Raw genomic sequence first — 23,764 nt, 5'->3', positions numbered from 1 at the left:
TTTAAATGATTGCTATGCGCGGGTCTATGCACTATTAAAAACGGACGCATGCGTGTGCAGCAGGGCCAGCGGCGCGCGCCGGCCAGCCAGGTATTCGTCCACGCACTGCAGCACCAGAGGGCTGCGGTGGCGCTCCTGGCATGCCGCCAGCTCGTCGCGCGTCATCCACAGGGTACGGATGATGCCTTCGTCCAGCGGGCGGTCATGCTCGGCGCCGGCCGTGCCGCAAAAGGTGAAGCGCAAATAGGTCACGTCCTCGCCCGTGCGCAATGACTGATAGCGCGACATGTACATGCCGACCAGTGCCGTGGGGATGAAATCGTAGGCCGCTTCTTCCAGCGTTTCGCGGATCACCGCCTGTTCCAGCGACTCGAACGGGTCGAGATGACCGGCCGGCTGGTTGAGCTTGATGCCTTCGCTGGTTTCTTCTTCAATCAGTAAAAACAGGCCGTCGCGCTCGACGATGGCGGCAACGGTGACAGAGGGTTTCCAGATTCTCGGCATGATTCCATCCTTGAAAGAGCCGACATTTTATCTTGTTCTGCGCGCGCGGTTTGAACCCGGCCTTCTGTTGCGCGGACATATTGATAAATGACAACGTTTTAGCAAATAGCGGTGGGAGGTACTTACGTCTTTCCCGGAGCGCGCACTAGCATGGGGGCTTAGTCGGCAAGATGGCAGGAAACGCCCGCTAATATAGGCTTTCCCTGTGGTCAAAACAAGCGCGCACGCAGGCTCGACTGTGGTGAGATTGACACACATTTCCACAATATGGTCGCCGCGCCGCATGGTGAAACGAATCGGGGGATGCTGATGAAATTAGTGTCGTACAACTAGAAGTTGCTGGTTCACAAACGTTTAACGCGCTGCTTTCCGTGTTAGATTCTAGTCAGTTTATCAATTAGCGGAGGCATCATGAGGATAGGCATACCGGCCGAAACACGGCCTGGTGAAACGCGGGTGGCAGCCACGCCCGAGACAGTCAAGAAGCTGGCAGCCAAGCATCAGATCATCGTGCAGGCGGGAGCGGGCTTGCAAGCGTCGATTCCCGACGAGGCGTATGCCGCCGTCGGCGCGCAGATCGGCACCGCCCAGGAAGCCTATGGCTGCGCCATCGTGCTCAAGGTGCGCGCACCGGACGCCGGGGAACGGGCCCTGATGGCCAGCGGCACGGTGCTGATCGGCATGTTGAACCCGTTTGACGCCGACAATATCGCCGCCATGGCGATGGCCGGCCTGTCCGCCTTCGCGCTGGAAGCCGTGCCGCGCATCACGCGCGCGCAGTCGATGGACGTGCTGTCGTCGCAGGCGAATATCGCCGGCTACAAGGCGGTGCTGGTGGCGGCCAATACCTACCAGCGCTTCATGCCCATGCTGATGACGGCGGCCGGCACCGTCAAGGCGGCCCGCGTACTGATCATGGGCGTGGGCGTGGCGGGCTTGCAGGCGATCGCCACGGCCAAGCGCCTGGGCGCCGTCATCGAGGCCTCCGACGTGCGCCCGCCCGTCAAGGAACAAGTGGAGTCGCTGGGCGCCAAGTTCCTCGACGTGCCTTTCCTGACCGAGGAAGAAAAGGAAATCGCCAAGGGCTCGGGCGGCTATGCGCGCGCCATGCCGGCCGACTGGATGCGCCGCCAGGCCGAACTGGTGCATGAACGGGCGAAACTGGCCGACATCATCATCACCACCGCCCTGATCCCCGGCCGCGCCGCGCCCGTGCTGATCTCCGAAGAAACGGTGAAAGCCATGAAGCCCGGTTCCGTCATCGTCGACCTGGCCGTCGAGCAGGGCGGCAACTGCCCCCTGTCAGAACTGGGCAAGACGGTCATCAAGCACGGCGTCTACATCGTGGGCGAGCCGAACCTGGCGACCCTGGTGGCGGCCGATGCTTCTGCCCTGTATGCGCGCAACGTGCTGGACTTCTTAAAGCTCATCATCGACAAGGACGACCAGTTGCTGATCGACCGCGAGGATGAAATCATCAAGGCCAGCCTGGTGTGCGCAGGTAGTGAAATCTTACGTAAATAACGCGGCGCCGGAGAGAACAACATCATGGAAATCAGTCACACCATCACCAACCTGATCATCTTCGTGCTGGCCATTTATGTCGGCTACCACGTCGTCTGGACTGTCACGCCGGCGCTGCACACGCCGCTGATGGCCGTTACCAATGCCATTTCCGCCATCATCATCGTCGGCGCCATGCTGGCGGCCGGCCTGACCGATGGCCCGCTGGCGCAGGTGGCCGGCACGCTGGCCGTGGCGCTGGCCGCCGTCAACGTGTTTGGCGGCTTCCTCGTCACGCAGCGCATGCTCGAGATGTTCCGCAAAAAAGAACCGAAGGCCAAGCAAGGAGCAAAAGAATGAGTCACGCCATGAGCTTCGTCACCATGAATCTGGTGACGATGATGTACCTGATCGCCTCGGTGTGCTTCATCCAGGCCTTGAAAGGCCTGTCGTCGCCCTCGACGGCGCGCCGCGGCAATGCCTTCGGCATGAGCGGCATGGCGATTGCCGCCGTCACCACCGTGGCGCTGATCCTGAAACTGAAAGAGCAGCAAACGGGCGGCATGGGCCTGACCCTCGTCATCATCGGCATCGTCACGGGCGGCGCCATCGGCGCCTACCTGGCAAAAACCGTGGAAATGACGAAGATGCCGGAACTGGTGGCGGCCATGCATTCGCTGATCGGCCTGGCGGCCGTGTGCATCGCCGTGGCGGCCGTGTCGGAACCGTGGGCCTTCAATATCGCCAAGCACGGCGAGGCGCTGCCCATCGGTAACCGTTTCGAGCTGTTCATCGGCACCTTTGTCGGCGCCATCACTTTCTCCGGCTCGGTGATCGCTTTCGGCAAGCTGTCGGGCAAATACAAGTTCCGCCTGTTCCAGGGCGCACCCGTCAGCTTCAAGGGCCAGCACATGCTCAACCTGGTGCTGGCGCTGGTGATGGTCGGCCTGGGCCTGGCGTTCTGTTTCGCCGACGGGGTGGAGCCGGCCTGGATGCCATTCGTCATCATGACCCTCATCGCCTTTGCGCTGGGCGTGCTGATCATCATTCCCATCGGTGGCGCCGACATGCCGGTGGTGGTGTCGATGCTCAACAGTTACTCCGGCTGGGCCGCGGCCGGCATCGGCTTTTCGCTGAATAACTCGATGCTGATCATCGCGGGGTCATTGGTCGGTTCTTCCGGCGCGATCCTGTCGTACATCATGTGCAAGGCCATGAACCGCTCGTTCTTCAACGTCATCCTCGGTGGCTTCGGCGGCGCTGCGCCGGCGGCAGGCGTGGCTGGCGCGCAGGAACAGCGTCCCGTGAAATCGGGTTCGGCCGACGACGCCGCCTTCATCATGAGCAATGCGGAAACCGTCATCATCGTGCCCGGCTACGGCCTGGCCGTGGCGCGCGCGCAGCACTCGCTCAAGGAACTGGTGGAAAAACTCACGCACAAGGGCATCACCGTCAAGTATGCGATCCACCCGGTGGCAGGGCGCATGCCGGGCCACATGAATGTGCTGCTGGCCGAGGCGGAAGTACCATACGACCAGGTCTTCGAAATGGAAGACATCAACGGCGAATTCGGCCAGACGGACGTGGTGCTGGTGCTGGGCGCGAACGACGTGGTCAACCCGGCGGCGAAAGATCCGACATCGCCGATCGCCGGCATGCCTATCCTGGAAGCCTACAAGGCCAAGAGCATCATCGTCAACAAGCGCTCGATGGCTTCCGGCTATGCGGGCCTGGACAATGAACTGTTCTACCAGCCGAACACGATGATGGTGTTTGGCGACGCCAAGAAGGTGATCGAGGATATGCTGAAAGCGATCGAATAAATGCCGCTTGCAGCGACCGGACGGCCCGCCTTGCGCGGGCCGTTTTTATTGGCCGGCCGCTGCCGCGACGACTTTATTGCGTCCCTGACGCTTGGCCGCGTACAGGGCCTTGTCGGCATCCGATATGGCCGCGTCCAGGCTGGCGCCTTGCACCAGCGACGCCACGCCGATGCTGATGGTGACGTGCAACGGGCTGCCGTCGGGCAGCACGGTGACCGCCGCTGCCACGGCTGCGCGGATGCGTTCCGCTACCTGGTAGGCCTGCTGCAGGCTGGCGTCCGGGAAGAGCAGGCCGAATTCCTCGCCACCGAGGCGCGCCGCCACGTCGGTGATGCGTCCCGTGTCGCGCAGCGCCTGCGCCACCGTGCGCAGTACGGCGTCGCCCACGGCGTGGCCGTAGCGGTCGTTGATCTTTTTAAAGTGGTCGAGGTCGGCCACGCCCACGCTCAGGGCGGCGCCGCTGCGCGCCGCGCGCGCCATCGCCTGCTCGGCCTGCGCTTCATAGGCGCGCCGGTTGGGCAGCGACGTCAGCGCATCGTACAGCGCCTGCTGTTCCAGCTGCGCCAGCAGGCTGGCGTTTTTTGCCGCCAGTTCGCGCCGTTCGCGCACATCGAGCAAAAAGGCGCCGAAATAGCGCATGCCGTCGACCACGCCCAGGTCCAGCGCCTTCATTTCGATGGGGATCATTTGCGCGTCGCGGTGGCGAATGGCAAATTCGCGTATCTTGCCCAGCACGCTGGAGCTGCGTGAGCTGCGGATGTAGTTGAGCACGAGGTTGTCATGCTGCGCGCCGACGGCGTCGGGCAGCAGGCCGTTCAGTGTCTGGCCCAGCAACTCTCCGCTGGCATAGCCCGACAGCGCCTGCATGGCGCCATTGATATAGCGGATGCGGCACTGCTCGTCGATGATGATGACGGCGTCGAGGGCATCTTCCAGCAGACGGAAAAAAAGTACTTCGGGAAGAGCGGCAGGCGGTGCTGCGGGCAAAGTATCTGTCATGGAACGGTCGCCGAAAGCCAGGTGACAGGCATTGTCGCATCCGCAGGCCGTTTACTCCATGCCGGAGATGCTCGCTGTTTCTTTTTCGCCCGTGTTCTTTTTTTATTGCCAAGATTCAGCGGCGGCCGTACATCATCAGTTCCGCCAAGCTTCTGCGCGCCGGGCTGAAAACGTCCAGCAAGCCCAGCGACAGTCCCAGCAAGCCTTGCGCAGGGGCGCTGCCCGTGAAAATGCGCGCCATGGTGTCGGTGACGCGCACGGTCAGTCCCCGGTCGGCCTGGCGCAATTGCGCATAGTGTTCCAGGCCGGCCGGGCTGCTGTCCTGCGCCAGCACGCGGGCCAGCACGGCGGCGTCGCGCAAGCCCAGGTTCAGACCTTGCCCTGCCACCGGGTGCAGGGTTTGCGCCGCATTGCCGATGGCGACCGTGCGCGCCGTGCCGCCCGCCTGCGCGTTCAGACCCAGTGGATAGGCCAGGCGGCCCGTCGTGTGGGTAAAGCGTCCCAGGCGGCTGCCGAAGGCGGCGCCCAGGCGGGCCAGGAAGGCTGCGTCGTCCAGGGCCAGCAACTGTTCGGCGCGCGTGGGCGGCACGCACCACACCAGCGCGTAGCCGTCGTCCTGCGGCAGCAGGGCCAGCGGGCCTTCGTCGGTGAAGCGCTCGTAGGCGCGGTGGGCGATGGGGGTGCTTGCGCGCACATGGGCAATAATGGCGCTTTGGCCATAATCGCGGCTGACGGCGCGCTCCGGCTGCTGGCCGAACAGGCCGCCCTCGGCCTGTACCAGCAGGCTGGCGCGCAAGCTCGATGCGGCGCCCGCCTGGTCGATCTGCACGCTGACGCTGTCGGCGTCTTCCTCAGTGCCCGTCACCAGCGCCGGGCGCAAGCTGGCCACGCCCAGGCGCTCGCACACGTCGGCCAGCGCGCTGACGACGGCGCCGTAACGCGCCACATAACCGAGCGCCTCGACGCCATGCTCGCTGCGGTCCATCAGGCTGCGCCCGAACTGGCCGCGTCGCGAAACGTGAATCTGATGAATCGGGGTCGCTGCCACGGGCCAGGCGCCCGCTTCCTCGAGAATCTGGCGGCTGCCGTGCGACAGGGCGATGGTGCGCGGGTCGCGCCTGGCTTGTTCGAGCGACTTGGCGTCGAGCAGGGCGATGCCGGCGGCGCGGCTGCCCCGCTGCACCAGCAGGGCGGCCAGCGCCATGCCGACGGGGCCGGCGCCGCAGATGGCGAGATCGAAAGTGGACGGTGTATGCATGCGGCGGCGTTAATCCTGTGACATCAGTTGTTCGATTTCAGCGACGCTCTTGGGCGCCGTGCTGAAGACTTCATGGCCTTGTGGCGTGACCAGCACATCGTCTTCGATGCGGATGCCGGTATGCCAGAACTGCTCCGGCACGCCCGCGCCGGGGCGCACATAGATGCCCGGTTCCACCGTCAGCACCATGCCCGGTGCCAAAGCGCGCCACGGCTTGCCGGGCGCGCCCGTGTCGCGGTAGGCGCCCACGTCGTGCACATCCATGCCCAGCCAGTGGCTGGTGCCGTGCATGTAGAAGGGCATATAAGCCTTGTCGGCGACGACGTCCTGCACACTGCCGCATTTTTGCCGGTCCAGCAAACCCAGGTCCAGCATGCCCTGCGCCAGCACCTGCACGGCCGCCTCGTGGATGGCGCTGTGCGGCAAGCCGGGGCGCACCATGTCCAGCGCTGCCTGCTGCGCGGCCAGCACCAGTTCATACAGCGCCTGTTGCGGGCCGCTGAAGCGGCCGTTGACAGGATACGTGCGCGTGATGTCGGAGGCGTAGCCATCGAGTTCGCAGCCGGCGTCGATCAGCACCAGTTCGCCGTCCTGTAGTACCGCGTTGTTGGCGCTGTAATGCAGGATGCAGGCGTTGTCGCCTCCCGCCACGATGGAGGAATACGCGGGAAACTGCGCGCCGCTGCGGCGAAATTCGTACAGCAGCTCCGCTTCCAGCGCGTATTCATGCATGCCGGGCCGCGTGGCGCGCATGGCGCGCACGTGGGCGGCGCTGGAAATGGCGGCCGCGCGGCGCATCAGGTTTTGTTCTTCCGTGTCTTTCAGCAGGCGCATGGCGTCGAGCATGTCATTGATGTCATGCGCAATGGCGGGCGCCGTGACGCCGCTGCGGGCTTTTTGCCGTATGTTGTGCCGCCAGACCTTGACTTGTGCATCGAGGCTGCCGCCCAGCGCATAGTAAATGGCAGGAGAGTCGGCCAGCAGGCGCGTCATCTCCACGTCGAGTTCCTCGATGGGGAAGGCGCTGTCAAAACCGAAGCTGGCGCGCGCCGCCTCCGGGCCCTGCCGGAAGCCGTCCCAGATTTCGCGCTCGGTATTCTTGGCGCGGCAAAACAGGATGGTGCGCGCGGGCGCCGTGGCGCTGGCGGCCACCAGCGCCACGGCGCTGTCGGGTTCCGTGAAACCGCTGAGGTAGTAAAAATAGCTGTCGTGACGATACGGATAATCGCAATCGCTGTTGCGCGGCACTTCGGGCGCCGTGGCGAGGATGGCCACGCTGCCCGGCAGCATCTGCGCCAGCAGCGCCGCGCGCCGTGCCGCGTAATTGGCCATCATGTTGCGCTGGCCTTGGCCGTGACGCCATTGAGCGCGTCGAGCTGCTGTGGCGTGCCCACATTCGTCCATTCGCCCGGATAGATTTCGCCGCCCACGCGGCCCTGGTCCGCGTAGCTGCGCAGCAGGTCACCCAGTCTGGCGTGGCTGCCCGGCGTGATGCCGTCGAACATTTCGGGACGGTATACGCCGATATTGGCGAAGGTCCACTTGGTGTCGTCCGTATTGTTGATCGCGAACAAGGTCAGGCCGAAGTCGCCGTTCGGATGGAAGTCGGGATTGGGCACCAGGTAAGTCCAGGCGATGTCGCGCTGGTCGGCCGGGTACGGCGTGCCCAGCACGTCTTTGTCGGCCAGCACGTCGAGTACTTGCTTGAAGTCAAAGTAGGGGCAATAGATGTCGCCGGAAATGGCGAGAAATGGTTCATCGCCCAGCAAGTGGCGCGCCTGGGCGATGCCGCCCGCCGTTTCCAGCGGCGTGCTTTCCGGCGAATACGCGATGCGCGCGCCGTACGCGCTGCCGTCGCCCAGGGTTTCCTCGATCAGGTGGCCCAGGTGGGAGTGGTTGATGACGATGTCCGTGATGCCGGCGCGCACCAGGTTCAGCACATGCCAGACGATCAGCGGGCGGCCGCGCACTTTCAGCAGCGGTTTGGGACAGGTATCGGTAAGCGGACGCATCCGTTCACCGCGGCCTGCGGCAAAGATCATGGCTTTCATGGTGGAACTCGTTCTCTGTGCAATAAGTGAAAGGCGGGGCCGTGGCCCCGCTGCGGACGGATCAGGTGCGCTGATTAAAAAGTGTAGCCGACTTGCGGGACCTTGTTTTCCAGCGCATCGAGCAAACGCACCAGCGGCTTGAGTTCCGTGTAGCGGTTGGCGGTCTTGCGCACGTAGTCGAGCACGGTTGGCAGGTCGCCCATGTACAGATCCTTGCCATCGCGGTAATTCAGGCGTGCGAACAGGCCGAGGATTTTCAGGTGGCGCTGCAGGGCCGTGAATTCGAAATCGCGGTAGAAGGCGTCGATGTCGGGATTGACTGGCAAGCCCAGCTGCTTGGCGCGCTGCCAGTAGCGGATTACCCAGTCGAGCACCAGTTCTTCATCCCACTGGATGTAGGCGTCGCGCAGCAGCGAGGCGATGTCATAGGTGACGGGACCGAAAACGGCGTCCTGAAAATCGAGGATGCCGGGATTTGGAATCGAACCATCGTTGATGTGCATCAAATTGCGCGAATGGTAGTCGCGGTGCATGAATACTTGTTGTTGCGACAAGATATTTGCGGCGATGGCTTCGAAGACCTTGTCCAGCTGAGTTTGTTGCACATCCGTCAAGGTGGCGCCCAGATGCTTGCCGATAAACCATTCCGGGAACAGATTCATTTCACGCAGGATGAAAGCGCGGTCGAATTCGGGCAGTACGTCCGGCTGGCTGGCCAGCTGGATTTTCATCAACGATTCCAGCGCTTCGGCGTACAGCACGCTGGCGTTGTCGTGGTTCAATGCGTCGAGGTAGGTGGTCGTGCCCAGGTCGGAGAGCAGCAGGAAGCCGTTGTCCAGGTCTTGCGCGATGATCTCGGGCACGGACACGCCGGCACCTTTCAGCAAGCCGGCCACCTTGACAAAGGCGGCCACGTTTTCGCGCTCGGGCGGCGCATCCATGGCAATCAGTGTACTTCCTGGCAATGTTGTATTGCCTGGCAGCATATCGAGACGGTAGTAGCGGCGGAAACTGGCATCGCTGGAAGCGGGGCGGGCGGAATCGGGCGCGACGAGGTTAAGCGAGGTCAACCAGGCTTTCAACAGGGTCAGGCGAGCGTCGGCCTGGGCCGGCGCGGTGGAGGAATTGGAAGAGAATGACATTAAGCGGCCTGTGGAATCGGGTTGATGATGCGGAGGGTAGGAGAACCCCATTGCTGGAAGCTCTCCCCCCTAAGAACCGTGCGTGCGATTTTCACCGCACACGGCTCAAGCATAATAAAAGTCCCTATGCAGGGACCGGCTTCGCAACGTGTAAATCGTTTGCGTGCACATTTATATGGCAATTTGGGTGCAATAATACGCGATTTCCAAGGGCGTCGGAACCACCTGCCACACGGTGTTCCATGTGGTGGTCATGCCATCCGGTTTCCATGTTCATCTCATATCCACACAGAGCGCACAAGCCACGTTGGTCGAGGTAGAGCTTGGCCCACTCGCGCCGGTAAGACATGTTTTTCAACATGCGTTCCTGCCGAAGGGTTTCGCCGTACAGTTCCCATTGCGGATCGTAGGGGTGATAGCCGCCCTTGATCTTCGTGTGACGCAGAATCGCTGTACCTGGTAACGAGTACAGTTCCTTCATGGCCTTATTGCCATTCTTTGTGACAACGTCCGCTGCAAACATCCGATTTCCACTCTCCGTTGGGCGCCAGTATCGGTCGCGTATCCAATTGTCGGTTTTCTTCGGATGCCTGCGCATGGCCCAGCGACGAAGCCGCCAGTACAGCAGCGACTCCATCGTCGAAAACGCCTCTTTGGCGACGACAGGGCTGTGATTGTTAAGTTGCACTGAAAATTGCCCCACTTTCCCCACGAATTTGCAACGGAATATGACCCACGTTAGTAGCACAATTCCACCTGTCTTATCGGCAGGAGATCGGAGTGATCAACGTGGCTCTACTCGGTATCGTTCGACGCTGGCACCTTCGTGACCAGATCCCAATACGAGAAATCGCCAGGCGACTGGATATCTCTCGCAATACCGTCCGACGCTATCTGCGATCGGAAACCACTGAGCCCTCCTATGCGGAGCGGCGATCAGTTAGCGGATTAGACAAATACTCGGTGCAGCTATCCGGGTGGCTCAAGGCCGAGACGACCAAGCCGCGTAAGCAGCGGCGCAATTTGAGGCAGATCCATGAGGACCTGAAAGAGCTGGGCTATGCAGGGTCATACGACCGCGTGGCAGCGTTTGCCAGGCAGTGGAAGGCGGGTCAAACAGAGTGGGTCAATTCTGCGAGCAAACGAACACCTGGCCCCTGGACCGCATCGCTGCTCGCAGTCTCCAGCCAGGCGTTCGCACGCCGGGCTGCCGGAAAAGAATGGGGGTACGTTGTCCCTGAGGCCTTTGCACCCCGCCGTTACCGGCGACGCACACTCAAGTAGGTGACAGATGGTCGTACATCCGGTCATGGCAGCAGTTGCAACACTGAAGCATGGCAAGATATCGAAGAGTTTCACTCGGGTATGACTCAGCTGAGAGACAACCGAGTCTTGCAGAGAACTGTTGAAATATAGAAAATTGTAAGCAAATGTAAAATATCTACAAGCTTTGCAAATAAACTACAGTTTCAATGTTTTATGTAAACAAAACAGGCAAAGGAATAGCGACTCGCCGGTGATTCGGCGGGCGTATAAGACTGACAAGGCACCTTCTCGTAGCGTGTCTTGTCTTGCCAAGAATGGGTACTCCGGGGAGCCCCTGACTGTTTTATCACTGGTAAACCAGGGATTTGCCTGCGCAGTTCCTGCGCTGCTAGCCGTTACTGCCACGTTGCGACCGGGGCTAGCTACCCGAGCTTTAAGGCGTGTCGCACAGATTCCCATATAATAAGGGATTCAAATCAAAAAATCGCCTCTCAATGGTGCTTGCCCCTTCCAATTCATGAGCTGGTTTTCGGCCTCCCCCCCTTCGCAGCGCTGGGCTTTCGCCATCAGCGCGCTCGTCGCCGCCACGACGGTGCCTGTTCACGCCCAGAAAGCACCGCGTCCGGTTCATGTGGAAGATCCCGACGCGCCCACCGTCATGACGGCGGACAGCATGAACGGACGACCCGAAAGGGAGATCAATCTCGATAAAAATGTCGTGATTGAGCGCGGAAAAACCACAAAAATGACGGCCGATACAGCTTGTTACAAACAAGTTGAAGATCAGTTCGACGCCGAGGGCCATATCAAGATGTGGCGTTTCGGCGATTACTACACGGGTGACGTCCTGAAACTGAACATGGAGACCGGCAAGGGTTTCCTGCTCAACCCGACGTATCGCTTCGAAGTGGGCGGCGGCCGGGGCAAGGCCGAGCGCGTCGACTTCATCAACCCCGACGAAGCCACTGTCATCGACGGTACGTACAGTACCTGCGAAGGGCCGAATCCGGACTGGTACCTGAAATCGAGCACCTTGAACCTCGATACGGGCCGCGACGTGGGTACGGGCAGCAAGACCATCATCTATTTCAAGGATGTGCCGATCCTGGGCACGCCGGGCATCTCGTTTTCGCTGTCGGGCGCGCGCCGCTCGGGCTGGCTGGCGCCCACGCCGGGCTTTGCCTCGAAGAACGGTTTCGAGCTGCTGATGCCGTATTACCTGAACATCGCGCCGAACCGCGACCTGACGCTGTTCCCGCGCTACATACAGCGGCGCGGCATCCAGCTCGGTGCGACGGGCCGCTACATGGGCGAGACGGATGCCGGCTTGTACAGCGGCGAAACGTCGGTTGAGTTCTTGCCTAATGACAAGCAAACCAAGACCAACCGCTACATGATCAAGTCCAAGCATGAGCAGGCGCTGGCCAAGGGCTGGAGTTACAGCTGGGATCTGCGCGACGCATCGGACAATAATTACCCGAACGATTTTTCGAAAACCGTCGCCACCGCCACCGAGCGCCAGTTGCTGCGCGAATTGCGCACCGATTACCGCACCGAGGACTGGAGCCTGACGGCGCGCGTGCAGAATTACCAGGTGCTGCAGGATCCCGATCCCAACGTGACCGTGCCGCGCCCGTATGACCGCTTGCCGGCGGTGAACTTCCACGCTGGCAAATACGACGTCTGGGGCGGCTTCGACTGGACCTTCGACGCGGAAGCGACGCGCTTCTCCCACCCGACCCTGGTGCAAGGATCGCGCCTGGTGGCCGTGCCGCAAGTGAGTTTCCCCATCATGCGCCCTGGCTACTTCATCACGCCCAAGCTGATGCTCAATGCCAGTGCGTATCAGCTGGATAATGACGCCAGGACCAAGGCGCTGCAGTTTACGACGACCTCGTTTACGCGCGCCGTGCCCACCTTCTCGGTCGACAGCGGCCTGGTGTTTGAACGCGACTCGAATCTGTTTGGCGCCAAGGGCGGCACGCAAACCCTGGAGCCGCGCCTGTTCTACGTCTACACGCCGTACCGCGACCAGTCGCAGTTTCCGAAATTCGATACGGCCGACGGCACCTTCAACCTGACGCAGATCTTCACGGAAAACCGTTTTGTCGGCAGTGACCGCATCGGCGACGCCAACCAGGTCACGGCCGCCGTCGTCTCGCGCTTCCTGCAGTCGGACGGCACGGAGCGCATGCGCCTGACCTTCGGCCAGCGTTTCTATTTTGCCGACCAGCGCGTGCAGCTCAATTCGACCACGCCCGTCAACCAGTCGCGTTCGGATATCCTGCTGGCGGCAACGGGCCGCGTGTCGGAGACTTGGACCGTCGACAGCCTGGTGCAGTACAATCCCAGCGATCGCCAGTTGATGAACTACAACTACACCTTGCAATATCAGCCTGGTGCCAAGAAAGTATTGAATTTCAGCAACCGTTTCCAGCGTGGAGATGCTGGTTGGCGCAATGCGGAAGTATCGACCCAATGGCCGTTGACGGACCGCCTGTATGGCGTGGGCCGCATCAGTTACTCCTTGAAGAATCGCAGCATGCTGGAAAGCCTGGTCGGTCTGGAATACAAGGGCGACTGCTGGGTGTTCCGCATGGGCGCGCAGCGTTTCGTGACGACGTCCAATACTGTTTCGACGCCGATCTTCTTCCAGCTGGAATTGACGGGCTTGTCGAATGGCCTGGGTCTGGGCGCGAATGGACTGGAAACATTTACCAAAACCATCCCTGGCTACCAGGCACTGAGCCAGCCACTCCGTTAAGATAGGCACCGTTGCCGTCGCTGGTGTCCCCGGCGCTGGCACAAACCGGTTTTTTTATTCACCTGAACTCATGAGCGCTCTACACATTATGCGTAATGCCAGTATGCACCAACTCAAAATTGCAACGGTTTTGTTGTGCGCCATTTCCGGCGCCACGACCAGTAGTGTCTGGGCGCAACAGGCTGCGCCTGCGCCTGCGAGCAAGCCCGCTGCCGCTGCCCCAGCACCGGTCAAGGGCTTTACCCCACCGGCCTCGAGCAGTGGCCAGAGCATCGACTCCATCGCCGTCGTCGTCAATGACGATGTGATTACGCGCAATGAAGTGGCGGCCCGCATCAAGAGCGTCGAGCAACGCATGAAGGCACAGAATATTCCCGTGCCCGATCCGGCCGACCTGCGTCGCCAATTGCTGGAACGTATGATCGTTGAGCGCGCACAAATGCAGCTGGCCAAGGAAATGGGCGTGCGCGTGGATGACCTGACCCTGGACCGCGCGATTGGCCGTATTGCTGAACAGCAAAAGATGACGGTGCAAGAACTGCGCAACCAGATGGAAAAAGAAGGCACGCCGTTTGCGACTTTCCGCGAAGAAATCCGCGATGAAATCATCATGCAGCGCTTGCGCGAGCATGAAGTCGACGCCAAGATCCAGATTTCCGATTCCGAAGTGGATAACTTCCTGGAAGCGGAAAAAGCGGCGGCCAGCGAACAGGTGGAGCTGAACCTGGCGCAGATTCTCGTGCGCATTCCGGAAAACTCCAGCCCTGAACAGATCGCCGCGCGCCGCGCGCGCGCCGAAGAAGTCAGCCGCCAGTTGCGTACGGGCGGCGATTTTGCCAAGATGGCCGCCACCTATTCCGACGCCAGCGATGCGCTGAGCGGCGGCGATATCGGCTGGCGCAATAGCGACCGTTTGCCGCCTTTGTTCACGGAACAGTTGCTGAAGTTGAAGCCGGGCCAGATCACGCCCATCATCAAGAGCAATACCGGTTTCCACATCCTGAAGCTGGTGGACCGCCGCAGCGCGGCCGAAGCACAAGCTGTCGCTGCCGTGCAGCAGACGCATGCGCGCCATATCTTGCTGAAAATTACACCGACCCTGTCGGCTGCCGAAGCCAAGCGCAAATTGTCGGAATTGAAAGAGCGTCTCGATAACAAGGCGGCCAAGTTCGAAGACCTGGCCCGCTTGTTCTCGAACGACGGTTCGGCCGCCAAGGGAGGCGACCTGGGCTGGCTGTATCCAGGCGACACCGTGCCGGAATTTGAAACGGCGATGAATGCACTGAAACCGGGCCAAGTGAGCGAGCCGATCGAATCGAGCTTTGGCTTCCACCTGATCGAAGTGCTGGAACGCAAGAGCGACGACGTCTCGAAAGAGAAGCAGCGCAGCGCCGCACGTAACGCCTTGCGCGAACGCAAACTGGAAGAAGCGACGGAAAACTGGGCGCGCGAAGTACGCGACCGTGCCTACGTCGAATTCCGCGCGGACGACCAGTAATGCTGCCGACTATTTGCGCATGAGTAACTTGCCTGTATCACGCCGCCCGGCCATCGCCATTACCTGTGGCGAACCGGCCGGTGTCGGCCCGGAAATCTCCATACGCGCGGCCTGGGCCATGCGCAATGAAGTCAACTGCATCCTGCTGGGTGACGCCGCCTTCCTGGCGCTGACGGCCAGCCTGATCGATCCGGAGATCCGCCTGGCGGCGCTGTCGCTGCAAGCCGTGCGCAACAACGGCCTGCCGCATTTCGGCCCCGGCCGCCTGGCCGTGATCGATATCCCGACTGTCAACAATGTCATTCCTGGCGTACTCGACAAGGAAAACGGGCGCTCCGTGCTGGCGACCCTGGACGCGGCCGTGGAAGGTGTCGCCGCCGGCTGGTTTGGCGCCATGGTCACGGCGCCCTTGCAAAAGAGCACGATCAACGACGCCGGCGTGGCGTTTAGCGGTCACACGGAATACCTGGCAGAAAAAACCAACACACCGCAAGTGGTGATGATGCTGGCCGGCGAACCGGGCCATGGCGAACCGACCCTGCGCGTGGCGCTGGCCACCACGCATTTGCCCTTGAAGGACGTGTCCGCCGCCATCACCCTGGACAGCCTGGCCGTCACCTTCGATATCATTCAGGCGGACTTGCAACAGAAATTCGGCATTGCCACGCCGCGTATCCTGGTGACCGGCCTGAACCCGCATGCGGGCGAGGGCGGTTACCTGGGACGCGAGGAAATCGATGTGATCGCCCCGGCGATTGCCGCGGCGCAAGCGCGCGGCATCGATGCGCGCGGACCGTACCCGGCCGATACCCTGTTCCAGCACAAATACCTGGCCGACGCCGATTGCGTGCTGGCCATGTACCACGACCAGGGCTTGCCCGTGCTGAAATACGCGACTTTCGGGCGCGGCATCAATATCACGCTGGGCTTGCCGCTGATCCGCACCTCGGTCGACCATGGCACGGCGCTGGACCTGGCCGCGCAAGGGCTGGGGCTGGCCGATTGCCACAGCATGGAGCAAGCGCTGCAAACGGCGCTCGACATGCTGCGCGCCAGCACTCCGACCAGAGCGTAGGTCGGGTTAGCCGCAAGGCGTAACCCGACGCTGCCTGCTCAACGATCCCGCCGGCCTGTGCCGGCTTTACCGCATTGATAGAAAACACATTATGAAACACGTTGCCCGCAAACGCTTTGGCCAGAACTTCCTGCACGACCGCTTCGTCCTCGACGACATCACGGCCGCCATCGCGCCGCAGCCGGACGACGCCATGGTCGAGATCGGCCCCGGCCTGGGCGCCATGACGGAGCAGTTGCTGCGCCACCTGAAGCACATGCATGTGGTGGAACTGGACCGCGACCTGATCGTGCGCCTGGAGAAGACCTTCAATCCGGCCAAGCTGACGATCCACTCGGGCGACGCGCTGAAATTCGATTTTGCGCAAATTCCCGTGCCGGCCGGCCAGAAGTTGCGCATCGTGGGCAACTTGCCGTACAACATTTCCAGTCCACTGCTGTTCCACCTGGCGGACTTCGCACCGCTGGTGAAAGACCAGCATTTCATGCTGCAAAAGGAAGTCGTCGAACGCATGGTGGCCGAGCCTGGCAGCAAGGCGTTTGGCCGCCTGTCCGTGATGCTGCAATGGCGCTACGACATGACCTTGATGTTCATCGTGCCGCCGACGGCCTTTGATCCGCCGCCGAAGGTGGAATCGGCCATCGTGCGCATGATCCCCGTGGCCGAGCGCCTGGCGTGCGACCAGGCGACCCTGGAAGCGGTCGTCATGAAGGCCTTCTCGCAGCGCCGCAAGGTGATCCGCAACTGCCTGGCCGGGATGTTTACGGAAGAGCAGATCAAGGCGGCCGGCATCGATCCGACCAAGCGCCCGGAAACCGTGGGGCTGGAGCAGTATGTTGCTTTGGCGAATTTGCTGAAGGCACCCGCCTAAGCCCTTGGTTTAACTTAAAACCATTGGTCGACCTGTTGCAGATCCTGCCGCAACGCTGAAAAACAGTCGTCCACATGGTGGTTGCGGCTGATTTCATTGCGCCGCATCAAGGCGATCTTGCGCTTGCAGGTGGGCTGGCGCAGCGGCGCCACGTGCAGATCCTCGTCGTTGAGAAAAGTCGTGTACAGGCTGGGCATGATGCCGACGGCGATGCCGGCGCGCACCACGCCATACAGCGATTCGCTGTGGATCATCTGGTACAGGCTCGACGGGCTCAAGCCATGCTGGCGCAGCGCGCTGGAGGCGAATTCCCAGATGCTGCCCTTGGTAAACACGACGATTTCCTGCCCCGCCAGTTGTTCCCAGCGCACTTCCTTGAGCGGCGCCAGCGCATGGCGTCCCGCCGTCACCAGCACCAGCTCGTCTTCGAACAGGCCCACGCTTTCCAGCGAGACGGAACCGGGCACCTCGATACCCACGCAAAAGTCCAGCTGGCCCGAATGCAGCGCATGCAGCAAGCCATCGTTGGGCATGTCCGACAGGACGATTTCCACTTCATCGCCATGCCGCTCGCTGTAGCGCGCCACCACCACGGCCGTCATCGCCATGGCCGACGGGATCGCGCCGATGCGGATGCGGTGGCGGCCGCTGCCGATGGCGCGCTGGATATCGGCAAAAGTGTTGCTCGCCGTATTCAATAAATGCGTGGCGTAATCGAGCGCCAGCTTGCCTTCGCGCGTCAGTTCCAGCTGGTGGGTTGTGCGGTTAAACAACTTTTTTCCCAGCTGATTTTCCAGCAGCTTGATCGAGGCGCTGAGGGCCGGCTGGGTCACGCACAATTCCTGTGCAGCCTTGCTGAAGCTGTTTACCCGGGCTAGCGTGGCAAACGCTTGCAAATGTCGTAAGGAAATCTTCTTGCTCAGTTCATGCATGGGCGTTGCTTATTAGAAAAAGTAATGGATTTATAAAAATAAACAAATTTTCTTATCCCGCAATTTACCATATTCTGGACTGGTCTTTACTTGTCTCGAAAGCAACAATTTTCAGGAGAAGCGCCTGGAATGCGGCGCCGGCACGTGCGGCGGCGCGTCAGGCAAGGGACGCATCAATACAATAATTCCAAAAAACTCAGGGTGTATTCTTTTTAGGGTGGCGGCGATGAACAAATGGATGACGGGAACGATGGTGGTGGGTGGCTTGCTGGCGGCGCAGGGCGCGGCGCAGGCGCAAAGCAGCGTGCAAGTGTATGGCTTGCTGTCGGCCGGTATCGGCCATGTGTCGGATGAGGGTAACGGCAGCCGCACGCATGCGCTGAGCGGCACGAATCAGAATCCCCGCATCGGCTTCCGCGGCCAGGAAGACCTGGGCGACGGCACCAAGGCCGTCTTCGTGCTGGAAAACGGTTTTAATGTGATGACGGGTACGGCGTCGCAGAGCGGCCGTTTGTTCGGCCGCCAGTCGTACGTGGGCCTGTCGAGCAATGACAAGGGCACCCTGACCCTGGGCCGCCAGTATGAAGCCGTCAAGGACCTGCTGGGCCCGGTGGTCATCGCCAGTAACGGCGTGCACATCGGCGACAACGACAATGGCTACAACAACTTGCGCGTGCAAAATGCCGTCAAGTATGTCAGCCCGAACATCAGCAACCTGTCGTTCACGGGTTTGTACGGTTTCAGCGAGAACCCGGCAGACTCCAACCGCAACCGCGTCTACAGCATGGGCGCCGGCTATAAGGTCGATGCCTTCAGCTGGGCTGTCGCCTACACCAGGATGGACCACCCGAACAGCCCCGATGCGCCGAATGGCGCCATCGGCAACGACTATGGCAGCTCGCTGTTGATCTTCAACAAGAGCGCCGTCAAGGGCGCAGGCGTGGACAGCCAGGCCATCGCCGGCACGGGAGGCTTTTATAATGTGGGCAGGACCAAGTTTGGCGCGCTGTACACCAACGTGCGCTACCACTACCTGGACCAAAGCAATCTGACCCTGCAAAACGTGGATCTGAACGTGAACCACAAGCTGACGGAAGCGCTGAACCTGGGTGCGTCGTATTTCTTTACTACCGGAAAATATGACGTGATCAACAAGACGCCGAAATGGCATCAGGTCAACTTCCAGGCCGATTACTTCCTGTCCAAGCGCACCGATGTCGCCATCACCTGGAGCTACCAGAAAGCGGCCGGCGATGCGACGTTCGCCCGCGTGTTCGGCTTTGGCGCCTCGGCAGGCAAGACGCAAAGTGTCCTGATCGTCGGCATGCGACATTATTTCTGAGTCTGATTCATCTTTACAGGCGCTGTCCCGCAGCGCCGTCCCCTGAAAGGAAGCATCTTGAAAAAGCACCTCATGTTGGCGTTGAGCCTAGGCTTGCTGGCCAACGCCGCCCACGCGGAAAAACGCGAGCTGGTCATTTCGGCCTATCCGATTGCCCAGCCCTTGTTCATGAAGTATGTGTACGAGCCGTTCAAGGCCAAATGCGGGTGCGATATCAAGGTGGAAACGGGGAATAACGCGGACCGCATCGCCAAGCTGGTGGTGCACGCCAAGAATCCGGTAATCGACCTGGTGCTGCTGTCCGATTCCGGCATGCTGGAAGCGGCGCAAAAGGGTGTCATCCAGCCCATGGATTACGCCAAACTGAGCAATTACAAAGCCCTGTACGACGTGGCGAAAAACCCCATCGGCGGCAACTACGCCGTCGGCTACACCCTGTACTCGGTGGGCCTGGTGTACCGCAGCGACAAGATCGCCCCGCTGACGTCGTGGAAGGACCTGTGGCGCCCCGAACTGAAAGGCCGCGTGGCCTTCCCCGACGTGAGCACCACGCAGGGCCCGCTGATGCTGCGAATGGCCGATGCGGCCTGGGGCGGCAAGACGGATGACTACGCCACCGGTTTTGCCAAGATCGTCGGCATGAAGGGCAACGTCGTCACGTTCTCGAAAAACAGCGCGCAACTGGCGGCATTGTTCGCCCAGGATGAGATCTGGGCCGCGCCCGTGGCGCGCTTTACCTGGTCGCAAATGCTCAAGACGGGCCTGCCCCTGAAGTGGAGCATCCCGGCCGAAGGCCAGGCGGCCGGCATGAACGTGATGGGCATCGTGGCCGGTTCGAAGAATGCGGACCTGGCCTACCAGCTGATGGATTTCTGGCTGTCCAAGGAAGTGCAGACGCAGCTGGCGACCAATCTGGTCGACTCGCCCGTCAACAAGGACGTGCGCCTGTCGGTGGCCGCCGCGCAATTCAATACCTATGGCGCCGATCAAATCAGTTCGCTGAAGTTCGTCAAACCTGAAACCATCCTCAAGCAGCGCAGCAACTGGATGACGCAGTGGAACAAGGCCATGAGCAAATAGTGGTGACGAGGAGAAAACACCATGTTTGCTGATCCAAAAAAGCGTCTGGGACTGCTGCTGGTCCTGCCGGCGCTGATCTTTATCGTCGTCTGCTTCCTGCTGCCCGTGCTGGCCTTGCTGGTCGACGCCTTCCGCGTCGGCGACGGCATGCAGTGGGGCGTCGATCGTTTCATTGACTTCTTCTCGCAGGAATTCAACCGCACCATCTTCTGGCGCACCCTGCGCATCGCCGCGCTGGTGACCCTGGCGGCCATCCTCCTCGGCTACCCTGCCGCGCAAGCCGTGGCGCGCGTGTCGCCGAAGTGGCGCGGGCTGGTGGTGGGCATGATGATTCTGCCGCTGATGGTCTCGCCGATTGCGCGTACCTATGCCTGGATCGTCTTGCTGGGGCGCAATGGCGCCCTCAACGCGGCGCTGGTCAACATGGGTTTCACGGACGAGCCCCTGCGTTTGCTGTTCAGCGAGTTCGCCGTGTTTGTCGGCCTGCTGCAACTGCTGCTGCCGCTGATGCTGATGTCGCTGGCCGGTGCGCTGGAAAACCTGCCGCGCGACGTGGAACCGGCTGCCGCCACCCTGGGCGCCAATCCCTGGCAAGTGTTTTGCAAGGTCACCCTGCCGCTGACGCAGGAAGGCCTGGTCGTTGGCGGCACGCTGGTGTTTACGGGCTGCGTGACGGCCTATGTGACGCCGGCCCTCCTGGGCGGCACCAAGGTGCTGATGCTGGAAACGCTGCTGTACCAGAAGGTCAGCGTGGAGAGCGATTTCGGTGCCGCGAATGTGATCGCCGTCATCCTCGTCTGCATGACCCTGCTGGTGAATGCCGGCCTTAAACGTATTTCCTCGAGCCGGAGCTCCGTATGAAAGAAAGCCTGTTTTCGCGCGCCGTCCTGTGGCTGGTGTTTTTGTTCCTGCTGGGGCCTTTCGCCATCGTCGTGCTGGCCGGTTTTTCCGGCGGTGAAACGCTGGCCTTCCCGCCCGAGTCGTACTCGCTGCGCTGGATTCTGGAAGTGTGGGCGGCGCCCGAGTTCCGCCGCGCCTTCCAGACCAGCCTGGAAATCGGCCTGATCGCCACCGTCATCGCGCTGCTGCTGGGCATTCCCGTCGCGTATGCGTTTTCGCGCATGCCGCCACCGGGCATCGGCGTTATCCGACAGATCCTGACGTCGCCGCTGATCATTCCCGCCATCCTCGTCGGCCTGGGCTTGCTGCACCATCTGGTGCTGACCATCAACGCGCCCGTGTATGTGGGCCTCTTGATCGGTCACATTGCGCTGTTGATTCCGTACTCGGTGCGCGTGGTGTACGCCAGCCTGGTCAATCTGCGCGTGGATATCGAGGATGCCGCCATAACGCTGGGCGCCTCGCGCCTGCGCGCCTTCTTCATGATCGTGCTGCCGAATATCCGCAACGCCGTGATCGCCGCCTTCTTCCTCGCCTTCGTCACCTCGTTCAACCAGGTGCCCGTCTCGCTGTTCCTGACGGGACCGGGCATCAGCACCTTGCCCATCGAGATGCTGGGGCATATGGAAAACAGCTTCGACCCGTCGATCGCTGCCCTGTCGACCTTGCTGGTCTTGTTCACCATGGCCTTCGTGATGGTGACCGAGAAGGTGCTGGGCATTTCTAAATACATGTAAGAGGCAACACACGATGAGTTATCTGGAACTGCACAAGCTGAACCTCGGCTACGCCAAGAACACGACGTCCGTGAAAGACCTGGACTTGCACGTCGAGCAGGGCGAACTGATTTCCCTGCTGGGCCCCAGCGGCTGCGGCAAGACCACCACCATGCGCGCCATCGCCGGCCTGATGCCGCTGCAGTCGGGCCGCATCGTGCTCGATGGCCGCGAGATCGGCAAGCTGGCGCCGAACAAGCGCAATATCGGCATGGTCTTCCAGTCGTACGCGCTGTTCCCGCACCTGAATGTATACGACAACATCGCCTTCGGTTTGCGCCTGCGCAAGGTCGCGCCGGCCCTGCTGAAAACGAAAGTGGAAGCGGTGATCGCCGCCGTCGGCCTGACGGGCTTTGAAACGCGCTTGCCGGCGCAGATGTCCGGCGGCCAGCAGCAGCGCGTGGCGCTGGCGCGCGCCATCGTCGTCGAACCGGCCCTGCTGCTACTCGACGAACCGCTGTCGAACCTGGACGCCAAGCTGCGCGTGCAGATGCGCGCCGAGCTGCGCCGCATCCAGCGCGAACTGGGCATCACCATGCTGTACGTGACGCATGACCAGGAAGAAGCGCTGGCGCTATCCGACCGCATCGTCGTCATGAACGGCGGGCGCATCGAGCAGCTGGCCACGCCGGAAGCCGTCTTCAATACGCCGTCGACGCGTTTCGTCGCCAACTTCATGGGTTTTGAAAACCTGTTCGACTACCGCGACGGCGCGCTGCGCCACGCGGGCGCCAGCCTGCCTTACACCTCCCCCGTCGCTGCCGGCACCACGGTGCTGGGCTGGCGTCCGGACAAGGTGCGCGTCTGCGCGGCCGACGACGCAGCGGGTCAATACCCGGGCACTGTGCTGGCACGCGGCTTCCTCGGCGACACCGTCGAGTACCTGCTGCAAACGCCGCTGGGCCAGGTCAAGGGTATTTGCGCGGCCGGTGGCGCCACCTGGCGCGAAGGCACGGCCGTGTCCTTCGTGCTGCCGTCCGACAGCGCCCTGTGGCTGGGCGCGTGATTTCTGAATGGAACACAGCATGACCCAATCCTTGAAAAAGATCTGGCTCGACACCGATCCCGGTTTCGACGACTGGCTGACGATGTTGCTCTTGGGCAGCAATCCCGATATCGAGTGGCTGGGCGTGAGCGTGGTGGCGGGCAATGCGCCCGTCGACATCACCTACGACAATGCCTTGCGCATCAAGGCGCATGACGGTTTGACGGTGCCGATTTATCGCGGCTGCGAGCAGCCGCTGGCCGGCGTGATCGAAACGGCGCAGCGCATCCTCGGCGACAGCGGCATGCCGACGACGGGCGACATCCTGCCACCGGGCGCTGCCGTTGACGCCGCCGGCCACGCCGTCGACGCGCTGATCGCCGCCGTGCGCGCCCACCCTGGCCAGATCACCATCATGGCGATCGCGCCGATGACCAATATTGCAACCGCGCTGGCCAAGGCGCCCGACATTGCCGAAAAAATCGTCGAAATCATCCTGATGGGCGGCTCGACCGACCAGGGCAACCACACGGCGGCGGCCGAATTCAATATCTATGCGGACCCGGAAGCGGCTGCTCAGGTGTTCAAGTCCGGCATTGCGCTGCGCATGTTCGGCTTGAATCTGTGCCGCCAGCTGCTGGTGACGAACGCGGAAGTGGCACGCCTGCGCGCCATCGGCACGCCGCGCGCGCAGCGTCTGGCCGGCTACCTGGAAGCGTATGTGCGCATCCGCAGTGCCGACGGTTCCGTACCCATGCCCATGTACGACCCGGTGGTGGCCCTGTACCTGGAAGCGCCGCAACTGTTCCAGTTCCAGAGCGCCCACGTGGCCATCGAATTGACGGGCGAACTGACGCGCGGCATGACGGTGTGCGAATTCCGCGTGCCGCGCCGCGCGCCCATCAACACGCAAGTGGCGATGCTGGCCGATGGCCCGGCCGCCATCGAGCGCCTGATGCGCCGCCTGGCCGCCATTCTCGTCTGACCCACTTCAC

Annotated in this window: 22 protein-coding genes; 14 read left to right on the top strand and 8 right to left on the bottom strand. The window is 61.7% G+C overall.

From position 1 onward, the window contains the following. Window positions 1–24: 24 nt before the first annotated feature. Entirely contained in the window at window positions 25–504 is a 480-nt protein-coding gene (locus FJQ89_RS16510; protein WP_010401817.1) for an NUDIX hydrolase, read from the bottom strand. A gap of 411 nt (window positions 505–915) precedes the next feature. On the opposite strand from FJQ89_RS16510, the gene FJQ89_RS16505 reads away from it, so the two are divergent. The 3 genes from FJQ89_RS16505 to FJQ89_RS16495 are packed head-to-tail and all read left to right on the top strand — an operon-like array spanning window position 916 to window position 3,830. Further along, entirely contained in the window at window positions 916–2,028 is a 1,113-nt protein-coding gene (locus FJQ89_RS16505) for a Re/Si-specific NAD(P)(+) transhydrogenase subunit alpha (RefSeq protein ID WP_141170960.1), read from the top strand. Between the two features lie 24 nt (window positions 2,029–2,052). Further along, complete coding sequence (locus tag FJQ89_RS16500) at window positions 2,053–2,367, top strand: NAD(P) transhydrogenase subunit alpha part 2 (protein ID WP_034745644.1); 315 nt, start codon at window positions 2,053–2,055, stop codon at window positions 2,365–2,367. Between the two features lie 8 nt (window positions 2,368–2,375). Continuing rightward, complete coding sequence (locus FJQ89_RS16495) at window positions 2,376–3,830, top strand: NAD(P)(+) transhydrogenase (Re/Si-specific) subunit beta (protein ID WP_141172855.1); 1,455 nt, start codon at window positions 2,376–2,378, stop codon at window positions 3,828–3,830. Between the two features lie 45 nt (window positions 3,831–3,875). On the opposite strand, the gene FJQ89_RS16490 is transcribed toward FJQ89_RS16495, so the two are convergent. From FJQ89_RS16490 to FJQ89_RS16465, 6 genes are all read right to left on the bottom strand, one after another. After that, the gene (locus FJQ89_RS16490) at window positions 3,876–4,829 is read right to left on the bottom strand and encodes a GGDEF domain-containing protein (RefSeq protein WP_141170959.1); all 954 of its coding nucleotides are present in this window, start codon (window positions 4,827–4,829) and stop codon (window positions 3,876–3,878) included. 115 nt (window positions 4,830–4,944) lie between these two features. Then, the gene (locus tag FJQ89_RS16485) at window positions 4,945–6,087 is read right to left on the bottom strand and encodes a UbiH/UbiF/VisC/COQ6 family ubiquinone biosynthesis hydroxylase (protein ID WP_141170958.1); all 1,143 of its coding nucleotides are present in this window, start codon (window positions 6,085–6,087) and stop codon (window positions 4,945–4,947) included. Window positions 6,088–6,096: 9 nt separating this feature from the next. Continuing rightward, window positions 6,097–7,419 (bottom strand): Xaa-Pro aminopeptidase, encoded by a 1,323-nt coding sequence (gene pepP, locus FJQ89_RS16480; protein WP_168208579.1) that lies wholly within the window; start codon window positions 7,417–7,419, stop codon window positions 6,097–6,099. Beyond that, a complete protein-coding gene (gene murU, locus FJQ89_RS16475) occupies window positions 7,419–8,138 on the bottom strand; it encodes an N-acetylmuramate alpha-1-phosphate uridylyltransferase MurU (RefSeq protein ID WP_141170956.1) in 720 nt (239 codons plus the stop codon). The genes pepP and murU overlap by 1 nt, the downstream gene beginning before the upstream one ends. A 74-nt stretch (window positions 8,139–8,212) precedes the next feature. Further along, entirely contained in the window at window positions 8,213–9,280 is a 1,068-nt protein-coding gene (locus tag FJQ89_RS16470) for an aminoglycoside phosphotransferase family protein (protein WP_141170955.1), read from the bottom strand. Window positions 9,281–9,404: 124 nt separating this feature from the next. Next, complete coding sequence (locus FJQ89_RS16465) at window positions 9,405–9,968, bottom strand: group II intron maturase-specific domain-containing protein (RefSeq protein WP_243136088.1); 564 nt, start codon at window positions 9,966–9,968, stop codon at window positions 9,405–9,407. Window positions 9,969–10,060: 92 nt separating this feature from the next. Between FJQ89_RS16465 and FJQ89_RS28740 the strand changes: the two genes are divergently transcribed. The 5 genes from FJQ89_RS28740 (at window position 10,061) to rsmA (ending at window position 16,754) form a co-directional block, all read left to right on the top strand. After that, window positions 10,061–10,564, top strand: coding sequence for a helix-turn-helix domain-containing protein (locus FJQ89_RS28740; protein WP_423245168.1), 504 nt, complete (start codon window positions 10,061–10,063; stop codon window positions 10,562–10,564). A gap of 499 nt (window positions 10,565–11,063) precedes the next feature. Beyond that, a complete protein-coding gene (locus FJQ89_RS16455) occupies window positions 11,064–13,310 on the top strand; it encodes an LPS-assembly protein LptD (protein WP_141170954.1) in 2,247 nt (748 codons plus the stop codon). 103 nt (window positions 13,311–13,413) lie between these two features. Continuing rightward, window positions 13,414–14,808, top strand: a complete 1,395-nt coding sequence (locus FJQ89_RS16450; protein ID WP_243136087.1) for a peptidylprolyl isomerase — start codon at window positions 13,414–13,416, stop codon at window positions 14,806–14,808. A gap of 19 nt (window positions 14,809–14,827) precedes the next feature. Further along, window positions 14,828–15,883 (top strand): 4-hydroxythreonine-4-phosphate dehydrogenase PdxA, encoded by a 1,056-nt coding sequence (gene pdxA, locus FJQ89_RS16445; protein WP_141170952.1) that lies wholly within the window; start codon window positions 14,828–14,830, stop codon window positions 15,881–15,883. Between the two features lie 91 nt (window positions 15,884–15,974). Beyond that, window positions 15,975–16,754: a 16S rRNA (adenine(1518)-N(6)/adenine(1519)-N(6))-dimethyltransferase RsmA gene (gene rsmA / locus FJQ89_RS16440; RefSeq protein WP_141170951.1), complete on the top strand. Its 780-nt coding sequence runs from the start codon at window positions 15,975–15,977 to the stop codon at window positions 16,752–16,754. 14 nt (window positions 16,755–16,768) lie between these two features. Here the strand turns inward: rsmA and FJQ89_RS16435 are convergent, their stop codons facing one another. After that, on the bottom strand, window positions 16,769–17,686 hold the full coding sequence (locus FJQ89_RS16435; protein WP_100874724.1) for a LysR family transcriptional regulator: 918 nt from the start codon (window positions 17,684–17,686) through the stop codon (window positions 16,769–16,771). A 226-nt stretch (window positions 17,687–17,912) separates the two neighbouring features. Between FJQ89_RS16435 and FJQ89_RS16430 the strand changes: the two genes are divergently transcribed. Genes FJQ89_RS16430 through FJQ89_RS16405 form a run of 6 tightly spaced genes read left to right on the top strand, consistent with a single transcriptional unit; the run spans window position 17,913 to window position 23,754 of the window. Then, the gene (locus FJQ89_RS16430) at window positions 17,913–19,028 is read left to right on the top strand and encodes a porin (RefSeq protein ID WP_243136085.1); all 1,116 of its coding nucleotides are present in this window, start codon (window positions 17,913–17,915) and stop codon (window positions 19,026–19,028) included. A 57-nt stretch (window positions 19,029–19,085) separates the two neighbouring features. Continuing rightward, complete coding sequence (locus FJQ89_RS16425) at window positions 19,086–20,108, top strand: ABC transporter substrate-binding protein (protein ID WP_243136084.1); 1,023 nt, start codon at window positions 19,086–19,088, stop codon at window positions 20,106–20,108. Window positions 20,109–20,129: 21 nt separating this feature from the next. Then, window positions 20,130–20,969, top strand: coding sequence for an ABC transporter permease (locus FJQ89_RS16420; protein WP_141170950.1), 840 nt, complete (start codon window positions 20,130–20,132; stop codon window positions 20,967–20,969). Beyond that, window positions 20,966–21,745, top strand: a complete 780-nt coding sequence (locus FJQ89_RS16415) for an ABC transporter permease (RefSeq protein WP_071075235.1) — start codon at window positions 20,966–20,968, stop codon at window positions 21,743–21,745. The genes FJQ89_RS16420 and FJQ89_RS16415 overlap by 4 nt, the downstream gene beginning before the upstream one ends. A gap of 13 nt (window positions 21,746–21,758) precedes the next feature. Next, window positions 21,759–22,790 (top strand): ABC transporter ATP-binding protein, encoded by a 1,032-nt coding sequence (locus FJQ89_RS16410; protein WP_141170949.1) that lies wholly within the window; start codon window positions 21,759–21,761, stop codon window positions 22,788–22,790. 19 nt (window positions 22,791–22,809) lie between these two features. Then, window positions 22,810–23,754 carry a nucleoside hydrolase gene (locus FJQ89_RS16405; RefSeq protein ID WP_243136083.1) on the top strand — a complete coding sequence of 315 codons (945 nt, stop codon included), beginning with the start codon at window positions 22,810–22,812 and terminating at the stop codon, window positions 23,752–23,754. Window positions 23,755–23,764: the final 10 nt, after the last annotated feature.

It is taken from the genome of Janthinobacterium tructae, from assembly GCF_006517255.1.
Taxonomy (GTDB): Bacteria; Pseudomonadota; Gammaproteobacteria; order Burkholderiales; family Burkholderiaceae_D; genus Janthinobacterium; species Janthinobacterium tructae.
This window is presented reverse-complemented; position numbering and strand designations above follow the sequence as displayed.

What these genes read in the sequence shown, in the direction of transcription:
- FJQ89_RS16470 (WP_141170955.1), bottom strand. Translation starts at nt 9,280, where the DNA reads ATGTCATTCTCTTCCAATTCCTCCACCGCGCCGGCCCAGGCCGACGCT.
- FJQ89_RS16455 (WP_141170954.1), top strand. Translation starts at nt 11,064, where the DNA reads ATGAGCTGGTTTTCGGCCTCCCCCCCTTCGCAGCGCTGGGCTTTCGCC.
- FJQ89_RS16430 (WP_243136085.1), top strand. Translation starts at nt 17,913, where the DNA reads ATGAACAAATGGATGACGGGAACGATGGTGGTGGGTGGCTTGCTGGCG.
- FJQ89_RS16495 (WP_141172855.1), top strand. Translation starts at nt 2,376, where the DNA reads ATGAGCTTCGTCACCATGAATCTGGTGACGATGATGTACCTGATCGCC.
- FJQ89_RS16415 (WP_071075235.1), top strand. Translation starts at nt 20,966, where the DNA reads ATGAAAGAAAGCCTGTTTTCGCGCGCCGTCCTGTGGCTGGTGTTTTTG.
- pepP (WP_168208579.1), bottom strand. Translation starts at nt 7,419, where the DNA reads ATGGCCAATTACGCGGCACGGCGCGCGGCGCTGCTGGCGCAGATGCTG.
- FJQ89_RS16490 (WP_141170959.1), bottom strand. Translation starts at nt 4,829, where the DNA reads ATGACAGATACTTTGCCCGCAGCACCGCCTGCCGCTCTTCCCGAAGTA.
- FJQ89_RS16510 (WP_010401817.1), bottom strand. Translation starts at nt 504, where the DNA reads ATGCCGAGAATCTGGAAACCCTCTGTCACCGTTGCCGCCATCGTCGAG.
- rsmA (WP_141170951.1), top strand. Translation starts at nt 15,975, where the DNA reads ATGAAACACGTTGCCCGCAAACGCTTTGGCCAGAACTTCCTGCACGAC.
- FJQ89_RS16420 (WP_141170950.1), top strand. Translation starts at nt 20,130, where the DNA reads ATGTTTGCTGATCCAAAAAAGCGTCTGGGACTGCTGCTGGTCCTGCCG.
- FJQ89_RS16410 (WP_141170949.1), top strand. Translation starts at nt 21,759, where the DNA reads ATGAGTTATCTGGAACTGCACAAGCTGAACCTCGGCTACGCCAAGAAC.
- FJQ89_RS16435 (WP_100874724.1), bottom strand. Translation starts at nt 17,686, where the DNA reads ATGCATGAACTGAGCAAGAAGATTTCCTTACGACATTTGCAAGCGTTT.
- FJQ89_RS16485 (WP_141170958.1), bottom strand. Translation starts at nt 6,087, where the DNA reads ATGCATACACCGTCCACTTTCGATCTCGCCATCTGCGGCGCCGGCCCC.
- FJQ89_RS16405 (WP_243136083.1), top strand. Translation starts at nt 22,810, where the DNA reads ATGACCCAATCCTTGAAAAAGATCTGGCTCGACACCGATCCCGGTTTC.
- murU (WP_141170956.1), bottom strand. Translation starts at nt 8,138, where the DNA reads ATGAAAGCCATGATCTTTGCCGCAGGCCGCGGTGAACGGATGCGTCCG.
- FJQ89_RS16500 (WP_034745644.1), top strand. Translation starts at nt 2,053, where the DNA reads ATGGAAATCAGTCACACCATCACCAACCTGATCATCTTCGTGCTGGCC.
- FJQ89_RS16505 (WP_141170960.1), top strand. Translation starts at nt 916, where the DNA reads ATGAGGATAGGCATACCGGCCGAAACACGGCCTGGTGAAACGCGGGTG.
- pdxA (WP_141170952.1), top strand. Translation starts at nt 14,828, where the DNA reads ATGAGTAACTTGCCTGTATCACGCCGCCCGGCCATCGCCATTACCTGT.
- FJQ89_RS16450 (WP_243136087.1), top strand. Translation starts at nt 13,414, where the DNA reads ATGCACCAACTCAAAATTGCAACGGTTTTGTTGTGCGCCATTTCCGGC.